This is a genomic window from Candidatus Binataceae bacterium (assembly GCA_035500095.1).
Taxonomy (GTDB): domain Bacteria; phylum Desulfobacterota; class Binatia; order Binatales; family Binataceae; genus JAKAVN01.
In genome coordinates, this window is record DATJXN010000137.1 from 1 (window position 1) to 21,572 (window position 21,572).

The following is a 21,572-nucleotide window of genomic DNA, read 5'->3' on the forward strand; positions in this document are numbered from 1 at the left end:
CGAAACGCGCCCCGGCAACCCCGGACGCCGCGGCCGCGGCTCCGGCCGCCACCGCAAGCCCGGCTGCTGCGCTCCCGGGCGCGAGCATCCGCAAGACGCCGGGCGGCGCGTCGGCGTCTGCAGATGGCGCGGCAAGCGCGGCGCCCGCGGCGGCGCCCGCGGCCGCGCCCGCGGGCGTGGCGTCCTCGGGAGAAATCGCCGCACCACCACCGCCGGCTCCTGCGATGCCGGGCACGGCGGCCGAGAGCGTCGGCGCACCGGCGGCTCTCGCGACGCCCCGCGCAGAGATGAAAACCAGGGCGAAGACTAAAATCGCCAGCAAGGGCCAGACGCCGCGCCCCGCGAATGCCAAAGGCGGGCAACCATCGGCTGCATTGCAAACCGCCTCCAAGGACACCAAAGCGGACTCCAAGGACGCGAAAGCAAACTCACAGGGCGACAGCCAGAACGGCCCGTTTTCCTCGCTTCAGTTCTCCGGCAACAAGGGCCCGATCGACATCAAATCGGATTCGCTCGATCTCGACTACAAGGGCAACATCGTGACTTTTCGCGGCCACGTCCATGCCACACAGGCTGACGCAACTCTGACCAGCGACAGTCTGACCGTTTTCTATGGCAAGGATTTTCATGAGGTCAAAGAGATGGTCGCCAACAACAACGTGCGCATGAGCCAGGGCACGCGATGGGCGACCGGGGATCACGCGGTGCTGGACCAGGCCAAGCATACGGTGACGCTCACCGGCAGCCCGGTGGTCCACGACGGTGAAGATCAGGTTACCGGCAGCAAAATCACGGTGCATCTTGACACCGGCAAGAGCGAGGTCGAGGGAGCGCGCGCGGTGTTCTTCCCTAAGGACCAGAAAACCCGCGATAATAAGACAACCGTCGCTAAGTCGCCTTAGTCAGCGGCGATCGATATGGCGCCTGAACTCAAACTAGGACAAGACCTCAGGCTGCGGCAGCAGCTGGTGATGACGCCGCAGCTCCAGCAGGCGATCAAGATCCTGCAGCTGTCTCTGCCTGAGCTGGAAGCCGTCGTCCAGAACGAACTGGAATCCAATCCGCTGCTCGAGATGGTCGAGGATCGCAGCCCCACCGCGACCGCGGCCGACGACGGAATGGCGGCGACGCCGGATACGACGCCCGGCTCCGAGCCCGACCTGTTGCCGCCCGAGCCCGAGCTCGGCGCGGCGCCGGCCGAGCCCGAGTGGAACGGCAACGGCGACGAACAGCCGGCGGTCGAGGGGATCGCCAGCGAAGCGGGCGACGCCGCGACCGAGATCAAGGAGGATGGCCGCCTCGACAAGCTCGACTGGCGCGAATATCTCGAGAACTATTCCAACAACTGGCAGGACAACCAGGAATCCGAACCGGACGACGAACACCGCCAGACGCTGGAGAACACGCTCACCCGGCGCACTTCGATCGAAGATCATCTGATGTGGCAGTTGCGGATGTCCGCGCTGGATCACAACGAGCAGATCGTCGGCGCGACCATCATCTACAACCTCAACGACGACGGCTACCTGGAAACGCCGGTCGAGGACCTTGCGGTCCAGCTCGAGACCGACCCGGCCACGGTCGAGCGCGTGCTCAAGCGCGTGCAGCGGTTCGATCCCCCTGGCGTAGCGGCGCGCGATCTGCGCGAGTGCCTCTTCCAGCAACTGGCCAATATCGGGATGGAAGAGTCGCTGGCGGCGCGGATCGTGCTCAACCATCTCGATCTGCTCGAGAAGCATCGCTATGCGGAGATCGCGCGCTCGCTCGGCGTTTCCGTCGAGACGGTCGGGCAGGCGGCGAAGGTAATCTCGCTGCTCGAGCCCAAGCCGGGACGCGACTACGGCGGCCAGGAGCCGGCCTATATCGTGCCCGACGTTTTCATCCACAAGATGGGCAATGACTACGTGGTGCTGCTCAACGAGGGAGCGGTGCCGCGGCTGCGGCTTGCGGGATATTACCAACGCGTATTGAGCGACAGCGCGGTCGCCGCCGACACCAAGGAATATCTGCAGGAGCGGCTGCGGTCGGCGCGATGGCTGGTCAAGTCGATTTACCAGCGCCAGCAGACGATCTTCAAGGTCGCCACCTCGATCGTGAAGTTCCAGCGCGCGTTCTTCGACCACGGCATCACGCACCTCCGCCCGCTGGTGCTCAAGGACGTGGCCGAAGATATCGGGATGCACGAATCGACCATCAGCCGCGCCACCGCCAACAAGTACGCGCACACCCAGCAGGGCATCTTCGAGATGAAGTTCTTCTTCACCTCGGGCGTCAAGGGCACCAGCGGCGAGGACGTGAGCGCGGAAACCGTCAAGGAGAAGATCCGCGCGATGGTCGCGCTCGAGCACACGCATGATCCTTTGTCAGACCAGGCGATCGCCGAATTTCTGCGCCGCGACCAGATCAATATCGCGCGCCGCACAGTTGCCAAGTACCGCCAGGCACTCGGGATCCTGCCGTCGGCGCGGCGCAAGAAGGTGGGTTGAACATCTCCTTGACGGCAGAGAGCGCGGGCGAGCGGGCCGCCGGCGAAAGGCGGCGCCGAAGAGGCAGCAGAGAGGTAGTTAGATGGCGACGAAAGAGCCGGCGCGAAAGCGCAACGGGAGAGCCGAACATAAACAGCGCCGCCGCGAGAAGCTCAAGGCCAGGCCCGTAGCCGAGGTCGCCGTGACCTTTCGCCACGTCGAGCCGACCGAACCGATTCGCCTCTACGCGGAGCGCAAGCTCGGGCACGTGGCCCAGGCGCTCAAGCGTCCCTGCACGGTGCATTTGATCCTCTCGGTCGATAAATACCGCCAGTGCGGCGAGGTAACGGTAAAATCGGGCCGTTTGGCGGTGGTCGCCGCACAGGAAGAGACCAAAGATCTCTACTCGGTCATCGACCTGCTCGCCGACAAGGTCCAGCGTCAACTCAAAAAACATCTGGAGAAAATCGAGGCCAGGAAATGGCGTTCCCCGTCGGCGGGCGAGGTCTTGAGCGCGGTCGAGGAGGTGGAGAGCGATTCGCGTTCGTAGGCGGGACCAAGGGGGGCTTACGTAAAAAGAACTTGGGCGCCAGGCGGTTCTTTTGCGGCCGCAGTGTGCTCGCTCTCGCCCGCTTTTCGATGCAATAATCGGGGTGCGCTGACCAAGCAATGAAAATTACCGATATTCTGAGCCCTGAGATGGTGTTGCCTGAGCTCAAGGGCACCACCAAACCCGATGTCCTGCACGAGCTGTCGGACTACCTTGCGAGCAAGCATCGCGAGATCGAACCCGCGGCGCTGTCGGCGGTGCTGGCCGAGCGCGAGCGGCTCGGCTCGACCGCGATCGGCGATGGTATCGCGATCCCCCACGGCAAACTCGCCGGGGTCAACAGCATCATCGGCGTCTTCGGCCGCCATCAGCGCGGCGTGGACTTCGACTCGCTCGACGGCGGCTCCACCCATCTGTTCTTCCTGCTGGTCGCGCCCGAGGATTCGGCGAGTCTCCATCTCAAGGCTCTCGCGCGCGTCTCGCGCCTGATGAAAGACCCGGGCTTTCGCGAACGGTTGACCGCTGCGCCCGACGCGGCCGAAATCTTCCGCCTCATCAAGGAGGAAGACGCCCGGCACTGAAGCGGCACGCCGGAGCGCCTTCGACCCGCGATGGCCCCACGACGGCGGGCGCGCCCGCACAAGGCGCGCGCGACGGCCGTATCGGGCTCCGGAGCCGTATCTCGAAAATCCCGCAAGCCGCGAAACTCCGCCAGGTCTCCCGCCTCGGAGAAGGCTAGCCGCACCCCGCGCCTCATCATCGTCACCGGCGTTTCGGGATCGGGGCGAGCGACCGCGATGCGGGTGCTCGAGGATCTGGGTTTCTACTGCGTCGACAACATGCCCGTCGCGCTGGCCGAGTCGGCGATGCGCCTTGCGACCCGGCGCGACCCGGAGCTTTTGGGCGTGGCGCTCGGGATCGATTCACGCGAGCGGCTCTTCTTTCCGCAGTGGCCGCGCTTTTTCAGCGATCTCGAGCGCGCCGGCTTCCGTCCCGAAGTGATCTTCCTCGACGCCGCCGACGAGGTCCTGGTGCGGCGCTACTCGGAAACCCGCCGGCCGCATCCGATGGCTGAAAGCGGCGCCTCGGTCGCCGAAGGTATCCGCAGCGAGCGGCTGGCCCTGGCCGAGATGCGCGAGCGGGCCGACCGCGTGATCGACACCACCGCGCTCAGCGTGCATGAGCTGCGCGAGGTCATCACCGGTTCGGTGCTGGGCGCGGCGAGCGGCTCGGCGATGACGATCGCGCTGGTCTCGTTCGGCTACAAGTACGGGATTCCTGTCGGGATGGATCTCGTGCTCGACGTGCGCTTCCTGCCGAATCCGTTTTTCGTGCCTGGCCTCAGGCCGCTTGACGGGACGGACGGGCGGGTACGGGCCTACGTGATGAAGCATCCGGAGGCGCGGCGCTTCATCGAGGAGACCGCGCGCCTGCTCGGCTTCCTGGTGCCGCTCTACCGGCGCGAGGGCAAGAGCTACCTGACGATCGGCCTGGGATGCACCGGCGGGCGGCACCGCTCGCCCACGCTCGCGCTCGAACTCGCGCGCCGCCTCGGCAAAAAGAGCGTGACCGTCCAGGTGCGCCACCACGACATCGCGCGCTGAGGCCCCTGCGGCCTCTGCACTTGCCGCGCATCAGAGCGGACGCACCGCGCTTGTTTGGGTCCGCCTCCGCTTTGGCTGATGCTTCTCCAATTCTTGCCGGGCCACGGTTGGAGAATCGCTCGCCGACGTCTAGCGGGTCGCGGCCGCCATATGCAGCGCGAACATGCCCAGCGGGATTATGTCCATCAGCATTGCCAAGGCAAGGAGCGTACGTGTAAGGCGCTCGCGCAACAGGAAGAAGGTCGCCAGCTCGATCATCAGCAGGACTGGGCCAAAGACGATGCGTGGGATCGCGCCGAAGGCGATGAGCACGCCGAGCTCCCCACTGATCGCTTGAGGCAGGCTCTGAGGGCTGGGATCGGCCGCCATCCACCTGACCGCAAGCCAGCTCACCGGGCCAGTCGCGGCGATCAGGAGTTCGGCGGCGAGCAGGGTGCGCATGGCCTTCTCGGCGCACAGCTTCAGCAGGAACCAGGTCGGCGCCAGGCTGAAGAACCCCGCGGCCAGCACGAACACGATCATGTCGCCGAACGCGACCATCCCGCCGGAAGTCTGCTTTATGTCCTCCGTGATACGCAGCTCATTGAGGGCGACGGCAGCGATACCGCCGACGACGGAGAGAGCGTAACCCGCGCCTATCAATGCCAGCTTCTTCGTGACCTTCATCCGCCTACTCACAGCCCCTGAATCCAATAACTATTATCGACGGCTTCAAAAGCAAGAGATCGCGCGACCGGCGCGAACGCGGCGGTACGGCTGCGCCACAACGACATCGCGCGCTGAGTCTTTCCGGACGCGCTCTCGATTCGCGGGTCAGAAATTATTCCAGAACGCGGAGCAGAAGTGCTCGTCGTCAAAGGTCGTTTCGACCGTCGGCGTTGGCGCCACCAGGGACTGAAACTCATCGGTGGCGACGCTGTACGGAGACCAGAGCGGTTGGCCGGCGGAGTTGGGGTCGCCGGTCGCGGCAAAGGTGGTCCAGTAACTGATCATCGATTCGGAGAGCGACTGCTGCTCGGGGGTGAAGTTGCTCGGCGTCGAAAAGACGTCGAATAAATAGGGCACCTCGGTGAAATGCGCGGTGCCGAGCGGGAACTTGATCGGCGGAAAGAGCGGAGCAGGAAACTCGTTGAACACGAGATAGGCATTCTCGTCATTGAATTCGTAGGCATAGGTCGTCACGGATGCCGCCAGCAGTTGAACGCCATTGCGTTCCGGGCAGGCAAAAATTCCGTCGGTGCCGGACGCGCCCAGCGCGATCCCTGGACTGGGATTCGGATCGCCAGGAATCGGAGGAACGATCGGATAATTGGCCAGCGGGTACAGCACGGTAAAGATGAACGGCCCGAAGGCCGGCCCGAATCCGCTCCATAACGCATCGACCGCTGCCTCGTAGTCCGCTTCATCGGTCAGCGGATGGCCGGTCGCGTCATACTGGTCGGCCACGAACAGCCGCCATTCGTCGTGATTGCCGCCCGAAATTACCGGCACGCGATTGAAGTGTCCACTGGCGAAAGCCGCGGTCGGAGTTTGCGTGAGGATGGTCCCGTCGACGAATGGATAAATTGTCGATGGCTCGACGAGGACTATCGTCGAGGCTGCCACCCCGCGCAGACACTCCGCCGTCTGGCCGGAGCATCCGACGCTCGCGGCGAGCGCCGTGCCCGACGGCACCAGCGAGGTGCCGACGCTTTCAGCCTGGACCAGCGGGACGATCGAGATGGGCGTCCAGTAATCTTGAAACTGGATGTACGATCCGCTTTCGGCGATCGCGCGCTGGAAAAGCCCGGTTGCCGTCGGCGAGGCGAGGTGCGCATAGACGCTTTGTCCGCCCGCCGACTCGCCGAAGATCGTCACCCGGCTCGCGTCGCCGCCGAACGCCCCGATGTTGCGTTGGACCCACCTGAGCGCGAGCTGCTGATCCATCAGGCCGTAGTTGCCGTTGAGATGGCCTTCCGCGTCGATCGCCGGATGCGCGAAAAACCCCAGCAGGCCGAGCCGGTAGTTGATGGTCACGACGATAACGCCGCCCTGTTCGATCATCCGCGTCGGATCGTAAAATCCGCCGCCGCCGGTCACCAGGGCGCCGCCGTGGATCCAGACCATCACCGGCAGGCCATGATGCTTGTTCTGATTCTTGCGTCCGCGCGGCGTGTAGATGTTAAGCGTCAGGCAATCCTCGCTGCCTGAAGTTCCTCCAAGGCCGTCCGGCTGCGTGCAGGAACTGCTGAACTGGGTCGCCTCGAAGACGCCATGCCAGCGGCCGAAGGGCTGCGGCGGCGTCCAGCGGAGCGCCCCGACCGGCGGTATCGGCGTATGGAATGCCAAGCTACCGATCGGTCGTCGCCCCCTCGATCCCCTTCAGGGGACCGCTCTGCGTGACGATCGCCGGGCTGGCGGCTGCGATGGTCGCGACTACCGCCAGGCTAGAGCCGACCGCTATCAGCGCGAGGGAAAGAATTCCAAGGCGGAGGAATATAGCTCTCATCGCGACCCTCTCTGCTGTGGCTGCCGAACGAGCGAGATTAACCAGTAGTCGAACCGAAGAGCAACGGACAAAGTTCCGCGACATAGAGACTAATCATGCATAGTTTCGCTGCGGTTGGACTAAATCGCTGTTTCGGGTCCGTCGTCGCTGAGGCGCGTGTCCGGGACAAGCGCGAAAATGAACCTCCGGCCAGAGACGGTTCTTGCCTGTGCGGCATGGCGACCCGTATCATCAATCGCCCGCCCGCGCGGGCAGAGATGGCCGCCATCAGTCCCATACAGGCCCCCGACGATCGGCCCCGCATGCTCTCGCCGCTCGCGATCTTCAAGGTCGCGCTCGTGCTCCTGATGGTCGGAGGATCTGCGTGGCTTCTGTGGACACACACCGAATGGTTCGAGAACCCCCGGCTGATAAAGGTCGAGGTCCTGAGTTGGGGCATCTGGGGCCCCATCGTTTATATCCTGCTTTACGCGGTGGGCCCGTCGTTCCTGGTCCCGGGCGCGATCATGACGATCGCGGGCGGGCTTGCGTTCGGAACGTTGTGGGGCGCGGTTTACTCGGTGCTGGGAGCAGACGCGGGAGCGCTTATCGCGTTCGCCGCGGGCCGCTTTCTCGGACGTTCGTTCGTCGAGCACCTGGTGGGGGCGCGCTTCGAAAAGCTGCTCGCGCAGATCGGACGCCACGGCTTTCAGATCATCTTCTACCTGCGGCTGGTGCCGCTCATCCCCTATAACGCGCTGAACCTGCTCGCCGGCGCCTCGCCCATCAGCTTCAGCGACTATTTCTGGGCGAGCATGATCGGGATGATCCCGGGGACGATCCTGTTCGCGTTCCTGGGCGACGCGCTATGGCATCCGACCTCGCCGCGCTTTTTCCTCGCGCTCGCGTCGATCATGGTGTGCTTCGCCGGCGGCGAGCTGGCGCGCCGCCGCCGCTGGCTGCCCGGAAGCTGACTCGGGGCGCCCCGTAGAGCCGGCCCGGCATCGTTCGTTCAGGCCGCACAGCGGCGCCCGCGTCGGGGCCGCAGCGCCGTTCGAAGCTCTTTTCTCAGGTTCCGCTCTCCCAGCTTGCCAGGTATTTCTTCTGCTCGGCCGACAGTCGGTCGATTTTGATTCCCATCGCGGCGAGCTTCATGCTCGCGACTTCGTCCTCGATCGCGAGCGGGACGTTATGCACCTTGACCTCGAGTTGCGCGCCCGAGGCCCATGCCGCCGCCATCGCCTGCGTCGCGAAGCTCATATCCATCACCTGGGCGGGATGGCCTCCGGCGCAGGCGAGGTTGACCAGGCGCCCCTGGCCGAGCAGGTAGAGCTTGCGCCCATTGCGCAGATGGAAGGTCTCGACCTCGCGCTCGGCATGGCGATCGACGCGGCGCGCGAGCTTGCGCAGCCCGGGCAGGTCGATCTCGACGTCGAAGTGGCCCGAGTTGCAGATGATCGCGCCGTCCTTCATCGCGTTCATGTGGCTCGGCGCGATGATCTGCCGGTCGCCGGTGACCGTGACGAAGATGTCGCCGACGCGCGCCGCTTCCGCCATCCGCATCACCTGGTAGCCGTCGAGCGCCGCCTCGAGCGCCCGGATCGGGTTGACCTCGGTGACGATCACGTTGGCGCCAAGGCCCCGCGCGCGCGACGCGACGCCGCGCCCGCACCATCCGTAGCCCGCCACCACGACCACCGAACCGGCGACCAGCACGCCGGTTGCGCGGATGATCGCGTCCAGCGTCGATTGGCCGGTGCCATAGCGGTTGTCGAAGAGATACTTGGTCTGCGCGTCGTTGACCGCGACCACCGGGATGCGCAGGGCGCGGTCCTGCTCCATCGCGCGCAGGCGGATGACGCCGGTGGTGGTCTCTTCCATCGACGCCCGCACTTCGGCGGCCTGATCGTGAAAATCGGTGTGCAGCAGGCTCACCAGGTCGGCGCCGTCGTCCATCGTGATGGTCGGATGGGCCTCGAGCACGGCGCGCAGATGGCTGTAATAGGTGTCGCGATCTTCGGCATGCACGGCGTAGGCCGGAATGCCGTATTCCTTGACCAGCGCGGCGGCGACGTCGTCCTGGGTCGAAAGCGGATTGGAGGCGCAACACAGGACCTCGGCGCCGCCGGCCTTGAGTGTGCGCAGCAGATTGGCGGTCTCGGTGGTGATGTGCAGGCAGGCACTGAGGCGCTGGCCGGCAAGCGGCTTTTCCTTGGCGAAGCGTTCGCGGATGATCCGCAGCACCGGCATCTGTTCGTCGGCCCATTCGATCCTGCCCCGTCCGGCCTCGGCAAGGTCGAGGTCGCGCACGTCATGGGGCAGGGCGCGTCCGGCGCGCGCCGCGGCGGACGTGAGTTTGCGCTTGCTGGTTTTCGCCTCCATCTAAATCCTCTCTCTCCGGATTTCGAAGGGCGCGCGTGCGCGAGTGCGCCACGCGCGCCCCAGGCTGTTATGCGCGGATCGCGATCCGCGGCTGGTCGTCGAATTTTCCGCCGATCAGCGGGCGCCGTCGCGCCCGAACGCGTTGCGCAGCGCGTCGACCATGTCGGTCTGCTCCCAGGGGAAGAGCCCGGCACGCGGCGTGCGGCCGAAGTGCCCGTAGGCGGCGGTGGCCTTGTAAATCGGCCGCTTCAACCCGAGCGTCTTGATGATCCCGGCGGGCCGGAAATCGAACAGTTCGCGCAGCGCCGAGGCCAGTTTCTGGTCCGGCACCGTGCCGGTGTCGAAAGTGTCGATCAGGATGGAAACCGGCTCGGCCACGCCGATTGCATACGCCACCTGGATTTCGCATCGGCTCGCCAACCCAGCCGCCACCACGTTCTTGGCCACGTAACGCGCCATGTAGCAGGCCGAGCGATCGACCTTGCTCGGATCCTTGCCCGAGAACGCGCCGCCGCCGTGGCGCCCGTAGCCGCCGTACGTGTCGACGATGATCTTGCGGCCGGTGAGGCCGCAATCGCCATGCGGACCGCCGATCACGAAGCTGCCGGTCGGGTTGACGTGGATCACGGTGTCCTTGCTCAGGAACTGCTTGGGAATGGTCGGCTTGATTAACTCCTCGATAATCGCCTCGCGCACGGTCGCATGGCCGACGTCGCGCCGATGCTGCGCCGAGACCACCACGGTCGTAACCTCGACCGGGCGTCCACCCACGTAACGCACGGTGACCTGGCTCTTGCCGTCGGGCAGCAGGAAATCCGCCTTGCCCTGATGACGCAGGTTGGCGAGGTTTTCCATCAGCCGATGGGCGAGCGCGATCGGCAGCGGCATCTGCTCCGCCGTTTCGTCGCAGGCAAACCCGAACATCAGCCCCTGGTCGCCGGCGCCCTGCTCCTTGTGCAGACCCTGTCCCTCGGTGACACCCTGCGAGATGTCGGCCGATTGCGGCTCGATCGCGGTCAGCACGGCGCAACTGTTGCCGTCGAAGCCGGTGTCGACGTGGTTGTAGCCGATTTCGAGCGTGGTATCGCGCGCGATCTGGACGAAGTCCGGATGTGCGTGGCTGGTGATCTCGCCGGCCAGCACGATGAGCCCGGTTTTAACCAGCGTTTCCAGCGCCACGCGCGAGTTGGGATCCTCGGCGATCAGCGCGTCGAGCACCGCGTCCGAAATCTGATCGCACATCTTGTCGGGATGGCCTTCGGCCACCGATTCCGAGGTGAAGAGAAAATCCTTGAGCGGCATTTAGCGAGGTCTCCTTGAGGGCCGGCCGTGGCAAGCGCCCGGCTTCAGTATTCAGCAGGCTCGTCCGGCCCGGCGGCAAGGCAATGTCTGGGTTGGATGCGCAGCGAGCGCGCGCCGCACCATGTTCGATAGGTGAAGGTGTTCCATCCGGGATGAAAAAACGAATGACTTGATATAGCCAACCGCTGACGCGCGATCAAGAAGTCCTCCGCTGACCGCCAAGCGCTCCACGGTCAGCCGGTGCGGCCGGGCCGCCTGAAAGAGCATAAGCTTGCCCGGTTGCGGCGGGCAAGTCCGATCAGTCTTCTCAGTCTTCGCCAAACCGGTCCTGGAACAGGCGCTCCACCGCGTCGAGCGCGGCGCGCGCGGCGGGGCCGTCGGCGCGCACCTTGAGCCGCGCGCCCTGTGCCGCGCCGAGCATCATCAGGTTGATCACGCTGCGCGCGTCGGCCTGCCCGTCCTTGCCGATGATCGTAACTTTCGCCTGGAAGCGGCGCGCGGTTTCGGCGAGTTTGGTGGCGGCGCGCAGATGGAGCCCGAGCCGATTGGTCACCTCCACTGTCCCCTCCAGCACGCTCATCCCCTTCACGATAGACGCTGGCGCTCATGCGGTAAACCGCACGCATGCGCGGTTATCAAGCAGAGCCGGAAGCGGGCGGATGCGAACGCGGGGTCAGTCCGGGTCAGTCGTCGTCGTTATCGCCGCTAATTTGCGCCTCGAACATCTCGCGCAGGCGAGTTTCGATATCGGTGTCGCGCACGGTGCCTTCGCTGGCGCGCCAATCCTTAAGCGCGATCACGGCCTTGGACATGTTGCGATGGCCGCCGGCGCTGCCCATCTCGCCGAACAATTTGCGCACGACCTCGCCTGCGTTGCCCCGGCCGATCCCGTGATTGCGCACCGCGATCACCAGGTTGCCCTCGAGTTTGCCTGACACCACCACCCACTCCACGCCCTCGAACTGCAGGCAGAAGTCGGCCATCTGCACGATCAGGTCGTCGCGTTCGACGCGGCCGAGATGCAGCACCGCGATGCCTTCGTGGATTTTGAACCGGCGCATCACGCGCGCCAGCACGCGCGCGAAGCGCGTCGGCAGCTCGGGCCGGTCGATCTGGCGCAGCAGGCTGTAGTTGGCGTGCGGGTAAAGCTGGGTGAAGGCGTAGATGTCGTTGTCGGTTACTCGCCGCTTGAGCATCAGCGTGTCGCTGCGGATGCCGTAGAGCAGCGCGGTGGAGAGGCGCTCGCTGATGCGCTCGTCGGCAGCGACCAAGTACTCGGTCATGATGGTCGCGGTGGCGCCATAGCCGGGACGCACGTCCTGAAAAGCGGCGTTGTTAGGCGGATAGCCCGGATGATGGTCGATCACGATGTCGGCCCGGCGCAGCCGCCCGTTGAAGTAGGCCGGCTGCACATCGACCATCGCAACGCGGTCGAAGGCGGCCAGCTCCTCCGTGTCCGCGGGCGCGATCTCGATCTCCAGCAGATGCATCATGGTCTTGTTCTCCGGCCGCGTGACCGGAGTGAAGCTGAAGATCGGCGTGGTCAGCTTGTTGCGGCCCAGGAGCGTGCGGAGCGCAATCGCGCTCGACATCGCGTCCGGGTCCGGATCGTCCTGCAACAGGATCGCCACCCGGTCGCCTTCCGTCACCAGGGCGCGCAATTCCTTGATCTTATGCTTCGTCAGATTGATGTCCATGAAACGAAATAAATGCTTGTTGCTGAGACCCGGTGTGGTTCAAGCCGCAGCAGTGCTCCATTCACGCAGCGGGCCACACCTGCCCGAATAAATACGCCCCTGTCCCGGGCGTTCCCGATGCCGCCAATTTCGAGCTTTGAGGTAATATGCAGCCGAAGGTTTTAAAGGGGCAACCACTGGCCTGGAGGGAATGCTGTAACATGCCCCTCCAGCCCTATCAATGAGATAACCATGATATAACCATCGACTGGCCCCTGTCCTCTACAATGAGTGAGAAAAATTGTGAAATCTGCCGGCGCCCGATAAAAGAGTGGTTCCTGCACCTTGCTGTCGAGGATAGCGCTGGGTTCAGTCAAGACGCCTTTATTTGCGCTAATTGCGGTGTAAAATTGCGCCTGGCGTCGGAAAAAAACCGCGATCTGCAAATCGACCCCTGGCTGCACGAGGCGCTTGCGCGCGTGCTCAAAGGGAGAACATGACCGGGGGCGGGACATGACCGCGGCAGGACAAACCAATTTGGCAAGGAATTACTGTTGATGGCGTCGGCTGAGCCTACCGGACTTGACCTTTGGCCCTATGAAGAAGCCCGGCGGCTCGCCGAGCGGGTGGGCAATTACCCGTCCGGGCGCGAGGTGATCTTTGAAAGCGGCTTCGGCCCCTCAGGACTGCCGCATCTGGGCACGATGGGCGAGGTTTTGCGTCCCGCTTACGTCCAGCACGCCTTCGAAGTTCTCGGCGAGGGCGATCCCGCGAACCCGTCCGCGAACGCAGCGTTTCGCCGTCCCAGCCGACTCATCGTTTTTATCGACGACATGGACGGTCTGCGCAAAGTCCCCGAGAGCGTCCCAAATCGCGAGGCGACCGCGCCCTTCCTGGGCCAGCCGGTATCGAGGATTCCCGACCCTTTCGGCGAGTGCCATCCGAGCTTCGCCCGCCACATGATCGCGCTGCTTGGAGAATTTCTCGCGCCGGTCGAGGTCAGCTACGACCTGATGCTTTCGAGCGAGATGTACGCGAGCGGCCGCTTCGACGAGGCCCTGCGCCTGATCCTCGAAAAACACGCCGAGATAATTCAAATCGTCGCGCCGACGCTACGCGAGGAGAACCGCGCCGGATGGTCGCCCGTGATGCCGCTTTGTCCGGCGTGCGGCCAGATAAACTCGACCCTGGTCACGGCGTATCATTCCGAGCGCGCGACCGTCGAGTTTTCCTGCGAGCGCAGCTTCGGCGGCGCCCATGGATGCGGCTTTCGCGGCGAGCAGAGCGTGCTCGGCGGCAAGGCCAAAGTGCAGTGGAAAGTCGATTGGGCGCTTCGATGGTACGTGCTCAAGGTCGACTACGAGCTTTATGGCAAGGACCTGATCGATTCAGCGCGGCTTTCGGGGCAGATTCTGCGCGTGCTCGGGGGCCGGCCCCCGCTCGGGTTCCCGTTCGAGATGTACCTCGACGAGGAAGGACACAAGGTCTCGAAATCGATCGGCCGCGGGGTCGGAGTGGAGCAGTGGCGGCGCTATGCGCCGATCGAGGTGCTCAAGTATTTCCTGATTCTGAATCCGCGGCGCGCGCGTAAGCTGTTCCTCGAGTCGATTCCGCAGTACACCGACGAATATCTCGACGCGCTGCGCGCGTGGAGCGCGGCGGACGAGACCGCGCAGCGCAACTCGCCGCTGGAGTTCGTGCTGCAGAGCCAGAGCGCGCGGCGCTTCAACTCGACGCTGAGCTTCGGCCTGGTGATGAACCTGGTCGCGGCGCTCGGCAGCGGCGAACGCGAGCTGATCTGGCGCTACCTGACGCACTACGACCCGGGACTCGAGAGCGACCCGGATACCGCACGGCTTACGCGCGATCTGATGGAATGCGCGCTGAACTTTTACCGCGACTTCATCGAGCCGGCCAAGTTTCACTACACGCCGAGCGACGGCGAGCGCGAGCAACTGCGCGCGCTGAGCACCTGGCTCGCGCAAAACGGAGCGGCCGGCGCCGAGGAGATCGAAAAGGCGATCTACGAGCTCGGGCGGCGGCACTACGACAAGCCGGGCAAGATTTTTCCGCTGCTCTACCGCGTCATCCTGGGCCAGGAGCGCGGGCCGCGCCTGGGCGCTTTCATCCGCCTGACCACTCCCGCGCGCGTGGCCGAAATCGTCGACGCGACGCTCGTCTGATCGGCCAAACCCGAACGCTCGGTGCCGCAACCGGCGCTCAGATGGTCGGCATCCAGTAGCCGCCGCGATCGATGGTGCTAAGGCGCGAACCGTCGCTGACGATGATGTCCGCGACGTCGGCGCTCAGCGCCGAAACGCCGATTATGTCGGCGTTGGTCGGCGATTTTATCTGCCGCCATCGCTTGCCGTCCGTCGTAAGCAGGATCGTTCCATGGCGTCCGACCGCCCAGCACACCGTGTTCGATGGCGCTTCGCCCGCCAGCAGATCGGACCGCACGTCGGTGCCCTGATGCTGCCAGTTGTCCGCGTCCGTCCAGCGGAAGATCGTCCCCCAGGCTTCGAGCGCCCAGTACACCGTATGGTCGGGCGACGAGACCAGCACGGTGCGAGCGGCGGCAGCGCCGCTCGCCGGAGGCGGCAGCGGGACGGCGGCAGCCGCGGGCCTCTGCGCCGCCGGCGCCGGCTGCGTCCTCGCCGATTGCTCCGGCAGGGCGGGTTTGACGCCGCGGGCGGATGCGATCGCCGCGGCCGGATGGCGAGCGCGAGCGAGGCGCGAAATTCGCGCACGGCGAACCGGAGCCGGCGTCATCGCGAGGGATTCCCTTGATGGAATCTCCGCAACCGAGCCGGGCTTTAGGGCGGTCGAAGCGCTTATCGCCGCCGGCGTTGCCGCGGGACTCGACGCTGAGGGCGCCGATTCGATTGCGGCGGATTGCAGCGGCGCGGCAGGCGGCGCGTTCGCAGACTCGGCGGCGGGGGCCTGCGCCGATGGATTGGGTAATCCGGTAATGCCGCCGGGCGGCGCCTTCGCAGCCATCTCGACATTCAAAGGCGTCTCTCGAACTCGCCACGCCTGCATGACCGCAACCACCACGACCGCCGCTGTCGCCGCGGACGCGACGACCAGGAGACCAATCGCCCAGGCGCGGACGCGCCTGGGGCGCTCGACCTGCGGCGGCCGGGCGAGATCTTCGAATCGCTGCGGAACCGCGCCCGACTCGTCCAGCGCGGATTTCACCGCGCTGGAGAACTGATCCTCGATTTCCTTGTTCGTCGCCAAGCGCGGCCTCGGAAACTGCAGCTAAAGCCAGACAAAAATTTGGCGTGAAGAATCAGCTAGCGCACCCGCTCTTACCGGGCAAGAGCCGCTCTTTCCGATCAACGCCACGGCCAGTTCGCGGGCACGCGAATCGGCGACTGCGAAGCCGCGGAAATAACAAATTTTTAAAGGTGCAACATCAGCCGTCCTAGATGAATTCGGCAAAGACCGAATCGGCTAGTTCGAGCCCGCGCTCGCTCAGCCGGATTCGCTCCTCGTCGCGAAGCAACAGGCCGCCCTCGAAGAGACGCGCCGCTCGCGCGCCGAAGGCGCGGTCGAAGCTTTCGCCGAAGCGCGCCTCGAACTCGGAAAGCGCAAATCCCTCGCGCAGGCGCAAATTCAGAAAGACGAACTCGCCGCGCGCGGTTGCGGCATCAACCGTCTCACCGCCCGTCTCCGCGATACCGTCCTTGAGCGCGCACTCGACGTAGCGTGCGGGCATCCGCTCGTTCCACCATCGCCGCCCGCCGCCGTCGCCGGCGCGCGCGAAGCTGTGGGCTCCGGCGCCTACGCCCAGGTAACTCTCCATCCGCCAGTAGCTCAGATTGTGCCGCGCCTCGTGACCGGGCGGCGCATAGTTGGAGATTTCGTACATCGGGTAGCCGCGCCGCGGCAGTTCCTCGCGCACCGCCGCATAAAACTCGGCCTGGCGGTCGGAGGAGATCGGCCGGATACGCCCGCGCTTCATCTCGGTGAAAAACGCGGTCCCCTCCTCGAAGGTGAGATTGTAGGCGGAGATATGATCGGGACCGAGCGCGGCGGCTTCGGCGATGTCGTTGAGCGTCTCGCCGATAGTCTGTCCGGGGACTGCAAAGATGAGATCGAGGTTGAGCCGTTCGAAACCGGCGCGACGGGCGAGCCGGGCCGCCTCCCGGGTCTCCGCCGCACCGTGAATCCGGCCGAGAAACTTGAGCCGCTCCTCGTTGAACGATTGAGCGCCGAAGCTGATTCGATTGATCCCCGCGGCGCGCATCCCGCCAAGCTTCGCCGCGTCCACCGTCCCTGGATTCGCTTCCAGCGTGACCTCCGCGCCGGCTTCGAGACCGAAGCGGCGCTCCGCCGCCGCCAGCACCGCCGCGATCGATTCCGGCCGGAAGAGCGAGGGCGTGCCGCCGCCGAAGAAGATCGTCTTGAGCGCCAGCCCGGCCCATGGTGCTTCACCGGCGCGGTGTTCGATCTCCGCAATGAGCGCGCGAACATAGTCCTCTTCGGGCCAGCTCGCGGCCGCATGCGAATTGAAATCGCAGTACGGGCACTTGGATTGGCAATACGGGATGTGCAGGTAGAGCGAAAACGGCGCCGCGCCGCGCTCGTGGCAATTTGCTGAGATCATCGAACGTCGTTTGCGGCCTTACACATAGCTTATGCGCGGAAGATGCGCGTTACCAAGGGGGGGCGGCGATCAGCTGTGCGCGAGCGCGCGGACGACCCCGCCTAGCAGTTTCGCGGCCTGCGGCGGCAGACGGTCCTCCAACGCGCCGATCGCAGCGCCGGCAGCTGCGCCGTTTCCCAGCGGGGGTTTTCGATTCCACAGGTAAACGAACATCTCGTAGGCGAAATACAACAGCAGCCCGATCAGGACGGCGTCGTCGATGATGACGACGATCTTGCGCACCATGCCGTGCGGCAGGAGCCAGATAGCAAGCCGCGCAACCACCGCGAAAATCACGATCGCCGCGACCACCGCGCTCGCATGATGGACGAGCAACTGGATCGCGTCGAAGTTGATCCAGTTTTCGATATCGAAACGATTTGACGGCGGCGTGTTGCTCAGCGCAAACGTGGTTCCTCTCTCCCTTCAACGTATAGTGCAGGCCGAATTTACGAGCTTAGACACCCCCCTCGCGCGGCACAAGCAAGTGCGCGCAGGGTAAGGACTAAAATGACGAAGTGCCGCCGGAAAAGATGTTCGGCGCGCCCGCCCTAGCGCCCCGCCTACAAGCGGCGGCGGCGCGCCGCTATACTCTAGCGCGACGCATCCGAAGGAGCGCGCAACAACATCGTAACCGGCTCGCACAACCCGCAAGCGGCGTCCGCGCCGCAAGCCGCGCCGGCGGATCCGTCCGCCGCCCGGCCGCTCGCCGCGCGCCTGGGCCCCAACCTGGCGCACCTGGTCGCGGCCGGCATCCTGCTGAGCCGTATCGCCGGCCTCGTCCGCGAAAGCATCTTCGCGCACTACCTCGGCAACTCGGACGCGGCCGACGCCTTCAAGGCTGGCATCCGCATCCCCAACATCCTGCAAAACCTCCTCGGCGAGGGCGTGCTTTCGGCCTCATTCATTCCGGTTTATAGCAAGCTCTTGCACGAGGGCGACGAGGAGACGGCGGAGACGCTGGCGTGGAGCGTCGGCGCGCTGCTCGCGCTCGGAGTTTCGATCCTGGTCGCGCTGGGCGTGTGGGCGACGCCGTGGCTGATCGCGGCAATCGCGCCGGGCTTCGCCGGATCCAAGCGCGAGCTGACGATCACACTGGTGCGAATCTTCTTCCCGGGCGCCGGGCTGCTGGTGCTGTCGGCCTGGTGCCTCGGCGTACTCAACAGCCATCATCGTTTCTTCGCCTCCTACACCGCGCCGGTCGCCTGGAACCTCGTGATCATCGGCGCGCTGCTCATCTACGGGCCGCGCCGCTCGCAGGACTCTCTCGCGGTAGACCTCGCCTGGGCCGCGGTGCTCGGCGCGATCGCGCAGATCGTTGTGCAGGCGCCGCAAACGATTCGCCTCGTCGGCCGGATGCGAATCGATTTAGCGCGCACCCGCACCGCGCTGGGCACGGTCTTTCGCAATCTCACTCCGGTCGTCGCCGGGCGCGGCGCGAGCCAGATTTCCGGCTACGTCGACAATCTGCTCGCGAGCCTGCTGCCCACCGGTGCGGTCGCCGCCCTCAGCTACGCGAGCATCCTGTACCTTCTGCCGATAAGCCTGTTCGGGATGTCGGTGGCGGCGGCCGAGTTGCCGAGCATGTCGCGTGCGGCCGGCACGGTCGAGGAGATCTCCCAGTTATTGCGCTTGCGTCTCGATGCGGGCCTGCGCCAAATCGCATTCCTGGTCGTGCCGTCGGCGGCGGCGTTTCTGTTCCTCGGCGACGTTATCTCGGCGCTCATCTTCCAGTCGGGCAGCTTCACCCATCGCGACGCGGTTTACGTATGGGCGGTGCTGGCCGGCTCGGCAGTGGGGATGCTGGCGGCGACGATGGGGCGTCTCTACAACTCGGCGTTCTACGCGCTCGAGGATACGCGGACGCCACTTCGCTTCGCGCTGATCCGTTTTGCGCTGACGCTCGTGTTCGGATATCTCTGCGCGATTCCATTGCCGCCCCTGTTGGGTATCGCCCAGCGGTGGGGCGTCGCGGGTTTGACCGTGTCGGCAGGCGGCGCCGCCTGGGTTGAGTTCACGCTGCTTCGATGGAAGCTCAATTCGCGGATTGGCCGTACTGGACTCAGCCGCGCGCTGGTCGCGCGTCTATGGGCGATCGCGCTCATCGCGAGCGCCGCCGGATGGGCGGCGAAGCTGGCGATGGGACACGCGGGGCCGCGCCTGATGGGGCTCGCGGTGATTCCCACCTTCGGTGGGGTTTACCTGGGACTCGCCTGGTGGATGAAGCTACCGGAGCTTGAGCGCGCAGCGGGCGCGCTAGCGGCCCGGCTTGGTCTTCGCTCCCTTAAGCGCTAGTTCCGCGCCGGCGGCAGGCGGTGGAGCGCTTGCGCGCAGGCGCTCGAGCGTGAGCGTCGTGCCGTAGCCGGGCAGCAGCGGCGCGAGCGCGACGCGCCCGCCATAGGATTCGACGAAAGTCTGGCCGTCCACGATTTTGTCCCGCCAGTCCTCGCCCTTCACCAGCACGTCGGGCCGCACTGTGCGGATGATCCGCTCGGCGCGCGTCTCGTCGAACACGACCACGTGATCGACCGCCTCGAGCGCGGCCAGGATCAGCGCGCGCTCGGCGGCGGGGTAAATCGGACGACTGTTGCCCTTGATCAGGCGCACGCTGTGGTCGCTATTGAGCCCCACGACCAGCGCGTCGCCCTGCGCGCGCGCGAAGGTGAGCATCTCGATATGCCCCGCATGCAGCAGATCGAAGCATCCGTTGGTGAAGACCACGCGCCGGCCCGCCCCGCGCAGGCGCTCGAGCGCCGGGCGCACTTCCGCGATCGATACGATCTTGCGCTCGGGACCATCGAGTCCCGGGCTCAGCGCGCGCGAGAGGTCCTCGCGCGTGATGATCTCGGCGCCGAGCCGGCTGACCTCGATTCCCGCGGCGAGGTTGGCCAGTTGCGCCGCCGCGGCGAAGCTCAGGCCGGCAATCGCAAAGAGCCCGAACACCGCCAGCACCACGTCGCCCGCGCCGGTTACGTCGTAAACCGCGCGCGGCGTAGTCGCGATATGCGTATGTGCGCCGCGCCGTTCGGCCAGGTATATGCCGTCGCGGTCGAGCGTCACCAGGCAGGCGTCGAGCTTCGCCCGGCGGATCAGCTCGTCCGCCGCGCGCATCCATGCGTCGCGATCGATGAGCCGTATGCCGGTCGCGAACTCGGTCTCGTAGCGATTCGGCGTAAGCGCGGTCGCGCCGCTGTAGATCGAAAAATCCTCGGTCAGGCGCGGATCGACGATAACCGGGATCCTGCGCTGGCGCGCGCCGTCGATCAGCAGGCGCAAAAGCGCCGGCGTGAGCAGGCCCTTGTTGATGTCCGAAATCAGCACGCCGTCGGCGCGCTTGAGTTCGCGCTCGAGGTGGCGGCAGAGCGCGCGCTCGCGGGCCGGGCCAAGCGCATGCGGCGCTTCCTGGTCAACGCGCAAAAGCTGCTGGGTGGCGCGATTGGCCGATTGCACCGACCCGAGCATCCGCTCCTTGACGATCGTAGGGCGATCGGAATCGACCACGATCGCGCGCGTGTCGATACCCAGGTCGTTGAACATCTCGCGCAGCTGTTCGCCGCTGCGATCGGCGCCGACCACGCTGAGCGCGCTGACCTGCGCTCCGAGCGCGCGCAGATTCGCCATCACGAACCCCGCGTTGCCGAGCCGCTCCTCGATCCGGGTGACCTGCAGCACGGGGATCGGCGCCTCGGGCGAGACGCGCGCGACGTCGCCCATGATGTAGCGGTCGAGGATCACCTCGCCGGCGACCAGCACGCGAAGCGGCTTGAGCGCCGGAAGCTCGACCCGCCCGCGCCCTCCGCCGCCCGCGGCGCGCGGCGCCGGGGCGCCGGCGCGGTCGGCGCCGCGCTCCTTAATACCGCTCGAGCGTTTCATGCCTGCGCCCACGCTTGCCACATGATGCGGGGATGATACGCGGTTACGCGCCGGCTGTTAAAGGCCCGTCCACCGATCGCATCTTGCTGGCCCTTTGAACTCCCTCCCCTTGTTTTGGGGGAGGGAAGGTTGGGACGAGGCTCTGCTTCCCTCCTCGCTCCCGCAAAGAAAGCAAGAGGGTCTCGAGCGCCGTGACCAATTTCGAGCCAGTCTGAGCGGCGCCGGCCCTGCAGCACCGAACCGATCATTTCCACACGCGGCGCGCGGTCTCGGCCACCAGCCGCAGGTTCTTTTCCTGCGTCTCCGCGGCGATCGGATTGCCCGCCATCACCGAGGCGAAGCCGCATTGCGTGGAGAGCGCCATCTGCTCGCGCGGAAAAAACCGCGCGGCTTCGTCGATCCGCGCGATCAGCGCGCCGGGAGTTTCCTGTTCGTCGCTCTTAGTCGAGACCAGGCCCAGCACCACGCGCTTGTCGAGCGCAAGGTCAGCGAGCGGCTCGAACGAGCCCGCGCGCGGGGTGTCGTACTCGAGCAGAAAGATGTCGTGGCGAGTTGCGCGCGCGAAGACTTCTTTCGAGATCGCCTCGTACCCGCCCGCG

Annotated in this window: 20 protein-coding genes; 8 read left to right on the forward strand and 12 right to left on the reverse strand. The window is 65.5% G+C overall.

The features are described from left to right. The coding region (locus VMI09_15335) for a hypothetical protein (protein ID HTQ26060.1) at positions 1–235 on the reverse strand (235 nt) is incomplete at its 3' end. Between VMI09_15335 and VMI09_15340 the strand changes: the two genes are divergently transcribed. From VMI09_15340 to rapZ, 5 genes are all read left to right on the forward strand, one after another. Next, positions 225–902, forward strand: coding sequence for an LptA/OstA family protein (locus tag VMI09_15340; GenBank protein HTQ26061.1), 678 nt, complete (start codon positions 225–227; stop codon positions 900–902). The genes VMI09_15335 and VMI09_15340 overlap by 11 nt on opposite strands. Positions 903–917: 15 nt before the next feature. Then, complete coding sequence (gene rpoN, locus VMI09_15345) at positions 918–2,486, forward strand: RNA polymerase factor sigma-54 (protein ID HTQ26062.1); 1,569 nt, start codon at positions 918–920, stop codon at positions 2,484–2,486. A gap of 82 nt (positions 2,487–2,568) precedes the next feature. Next, entirely contained in the window at positions 2,569–3,015 is a 447-nt protein-coding gene (gene raiA / locus VMI09_15350; protein HTQ26063.1) for a ribosome-associated translation inhibitor RaiA, read from the forward strand. A gap of 119 nt (positions 3,016–3,134) precedes the next feature. Continuing rightward, positions 3,135–3,596 (forward strand): PTS sugar transporter subunit IIA, encoded by a 462-nt coding sequence (locus VMI09_15355; protein ID HTQ26064.1) that lies wholly within the window; start codon positions 3,135–3,137, stop codon positions 3,594–3,596. A gap of 30 nt (positions 3,597–3,626) precedes the next feature. Beyond that, entirely contained in the window at positions 3,627–4,619 is a 993-nt protein-coding gene (gene rapZ / locus VMI09_15360) for an RNase adapter RapZ (GenBank protein ID HTQ26065.1), read from the forward strand. A 129-nt stretch (positions 4,620–4,748) separates the two neighbouring features. On the opposite strand, the gene VMI09_15365 is transcribed toward rapZ, so the two are convergent. Continuing rightward, on the reverse strand, positions 4,749–5,285 hold the full coding sequence (locus tag VMI09_15365) for a hypothetical protein (protein HTQ26066.1): 537 nt from the start codon (positions 5,283–5,285) through the stop codon (positions 4,749–4,751). A 147-nt stretch (positions 5,286–5,432) separates the two neighbouring features. After that, positions 5,433–6,947: a carboxylesterase family protein gene (locus VMI09_15370; GenBank protein HTQ26067.1), complete on the reverse strand. Its 1,515-nt coding sequence runs from the start codon at positions 6,945–6,947 to the stop codon at positions 5,433–5,435. Between the two features lie 417 nt (positions 6,948–7,364). Here VMI09_15370 and VMI09_15375 point away from each other — a divergent pair, with 417 nt between their 5' ends. After that, the gene (locus VMI09_15375; protein HTQ26068.1) at positions 7,365–8,060 is read left to right on the forward strand and encodes a TVP38/TMEM64 family protein; all 696 of its coding nucleotides are present in this window, start codon (positions 7,365–7,367) and stop codon (positions 8,058–8,060) included. 94 nt (positions 8,061–8,154) lie between these two features. On the opposite strand, the gene ahcY is transcribed toward VMI09_15375, so the two are convergent. From ahcY to VMI09_15395, 4 genes are all read right to left on the reverse strand, one after another. Further along, positions 8,155–9,468, reverse strand: coding sequence for an adenosylhomocysteinase (gene ahcY / locus VMI09_15380; GenBank protein ID HTQ26069.1), 1,314 nt, complete (start codon positions 9,466–9,468; stop codon positions 8,155–8,157). A 114-nt stretch (positions 9,469–9,582) separates the two neighbouring features. After that, on the reverse strand, positions 9,583–10,770 hold the full coding sequence (gene metK / locus VMI09_15385) for a methionine adenosyltransferase (protein HTQ26070.1): 1,188 nt from the start codon (positions 10,768–10,770) through the stop codon (positions 9,583–9,585). A 307-nt stretch (positions 10,771–11,077) separates the two neighbouring features. Then, on the reverse strand, positions 11,078–11,344 hold the full coding sequence (locus tag VMI09_15390; protein ID HTQ26071.1) for an HPr family phosphocarrier protein: 267 nt from the start codon (positions 11,342–11,344) through the stop codon (positions 11,078–11,080). Positions 11,345–11,453: 109 nt separating this feature from the next. Then, complete coding sequence (locus VMI09_15395) at positions 11,454–12,467, reverse strand: DHH family phosphoesterase (protein HTQ26072.1); 1,014 nt, start codon at positions 12,465–12,467, stop codon at positions 11,454–11,456. Between the two features lie 536 nt (positions 12,468–13,003). Here VMI09_15395 and lysS point away from each other — a divergent pair. Then, entirely contained in the window at positions 13,004–14,629 is a 1,626-nt protein-coding gene (lysS, locus tag VMI09_15400; protein HTQ26073.1) for a lysine--tRNA ligase, read from the forward strand. Positions 14,630–14,666: 37 nt separating this feature from the next. Here the strand turns inward: lysS and VMI09_15405 are convergent, their stop codons facing one another. From VMI09_15405 to VMI09_15415, 3 genes are all read right to left on the reverse strand, one after another. Beyond that, on the reverse strand, positions 14,667–15,689 hold the full coding sequence (locus tag VMI09_15405; protein HTQ26074.1) for a hypothetical protein: 1,023 nt from the start codon (positions 15,687–15,689) through the stop codon (positions 14,667–14,669). A gap of 187 nt (positions 15,690–15,876) precedes the next feature. Beyond that, entirely contained in the window at positions 15,877–17,061 is a 1,185-nt protein-coding gene (gene hemW / locus VMI09_15410; protein ID HTQ26075.1) for a radical SAM family heme chaperone HemW, read from the reverse strand. 69 nt (positions 17,062–17,130) lie between these two features. Next, on the reverse strand, positions 17,131–17,436 hold the full coding sequence (locus VMI09_15415) for a hypothetical protein (GenBank protein HTQ26076.1): 306 nt from the start codon (positions 17,434–17,436) through the stop codon (positions 17,131–17,133). 402 nt (positions 17,437–17,838) lie between these two features. Here VMI09_15415 and murJ point away from each other — a divergent pair, with 402 nt between their 5' ends. Continuing rightward, positions 17,839–19,395 carry a murein biosynthesis integral membrane protein MurJ gene (murJ, locus tag VMI09_15420; protein ID HTQ26077.1) on the forward strand — a complete coding sequence of 519 codons (1,557 nt, stop codon included), beginning with the start codon at positions 17,839–17,841 and terminating at the stop codon, positions 19,393–19,395. Here the strand turns inward: murJ and VMI09_15425 are convergent. Beyond that, a complete protein-coding gene (locus VMI09_15425) occupies positions 19,357–20,973 on the reverse strand; it encodes a PfkB family carbohydrate kinase (GenBank protein ID HTQ26078.1) in 1,617 nt (538 codons plus the stop codon). The genes murJ and VMI09_15425 overlap by 39 nt on opposite strands. A 244-nt stretch (positions 20,974–21,217) precedes the next feature. After that, positions 21,218–21,572 (reverse strand): hypothetical protein (locus tag VMI09_15430; GenBank protein HTQ26079.1); only part of this gene is annotated, 355 nt, incomplete at its 5' end.

What these genes read in the sequence shown, in the direction of transcription:
- raiA (HTQ26063.1), top strand. Translation starts at nt 2,569, where the DNA reads ATGGCGACGAAAGAGCCGGCGCGAAAGCGCAACGGGAGAGCCGAACAT.
- VMI09_15355 (HTQ26064.1), top strand. Translation starts at nt 3,135, where the DNA reads ATGAAAATTACCGATATTCTGAGCCCTGAGATGGTGTTGCCTGAGCTC.
- metK (HTQ26070.1), bottom strand. Translation starts at nt 10,770, where the DNA reads ATGCCGCTCAAGGATTTTCTCTTCACCTCGGAATCGGTGGCCGAAGGC.
- lysS (HTQ26073.1), top strand. Translation starts at nt 13,004, where the DNA reads ATGGCGTCGGCTGAGCCTACCGGACTTGACCTTTGGCCCTATGAAGAA.
- VMI09_15395 (HTQ26072.1), bottom strand. Translation starts at nt 12,467, where the DNA reads ATGGACATCAATCTGACGAAGCATAAGATCAAGGAATTGCGCGCCCTG.
- ahcY (HTQ26069.1), bottom strand. Translation starts at nt 9,468, where the DNA reads ATGGAGGCGAAAACCAGCAAGCGCAAACTCACGTCCGCCGCGGCGCGC.
- rapZ (HTQ26065.1), top strand. Translation starts at nt 3,627, where the DNA reads ATGGCCCCACGACGGCGGGCGCGCCCGCACAAGGCGCGCGCGACGGCC.
- VMI09_15365 (HTQ26066.1), bottom strand. Translation starts at nt 5,285, where the DNA reads ATGAAGGTCACGAAGAAGCTGGCATTGATAGGCGCGGGTTACGCTCTC.
- VMI09_15340 (HTQ26061.1), top strand. Translation starts at nt 225, where the DNA reads ATGCCGGGCACGGCGGCCGAGAGCGTCGGCGCACCGGCGGCTCTCGCG.
- VMI09_15375 (HTQ26068.1), top strand. Translation starts at nt 7,365, where the DNA reads ATGGCCGCCATCAGTCCCATACAGGCCCCCGACGATCGGCCCCGCATG.
- VMI09_15425 (HTQ26078.1), bottom strand. Translation starts at nt 20,973, where the DNA reads ATGAAACGCTCGAGCGGTATTAAGGAGCGCGGCGCCGACCGCGCCGGC.
- hemW (HTQ26075.1), bottom strand. Translation starts at nt 17,061, where the DNA reads ATGATCTCAGCAAATTGCCACGAGCGCGGCGCGGCGCCGTTTTCGCTC.
- rpoN (HTQ26062.1), top strand. Translation starts at nt 918, where the DNA reads ATGGCGCCTGAACTCAAACTAGGACAAGACCTCAGGCTGCGGCAGCAG.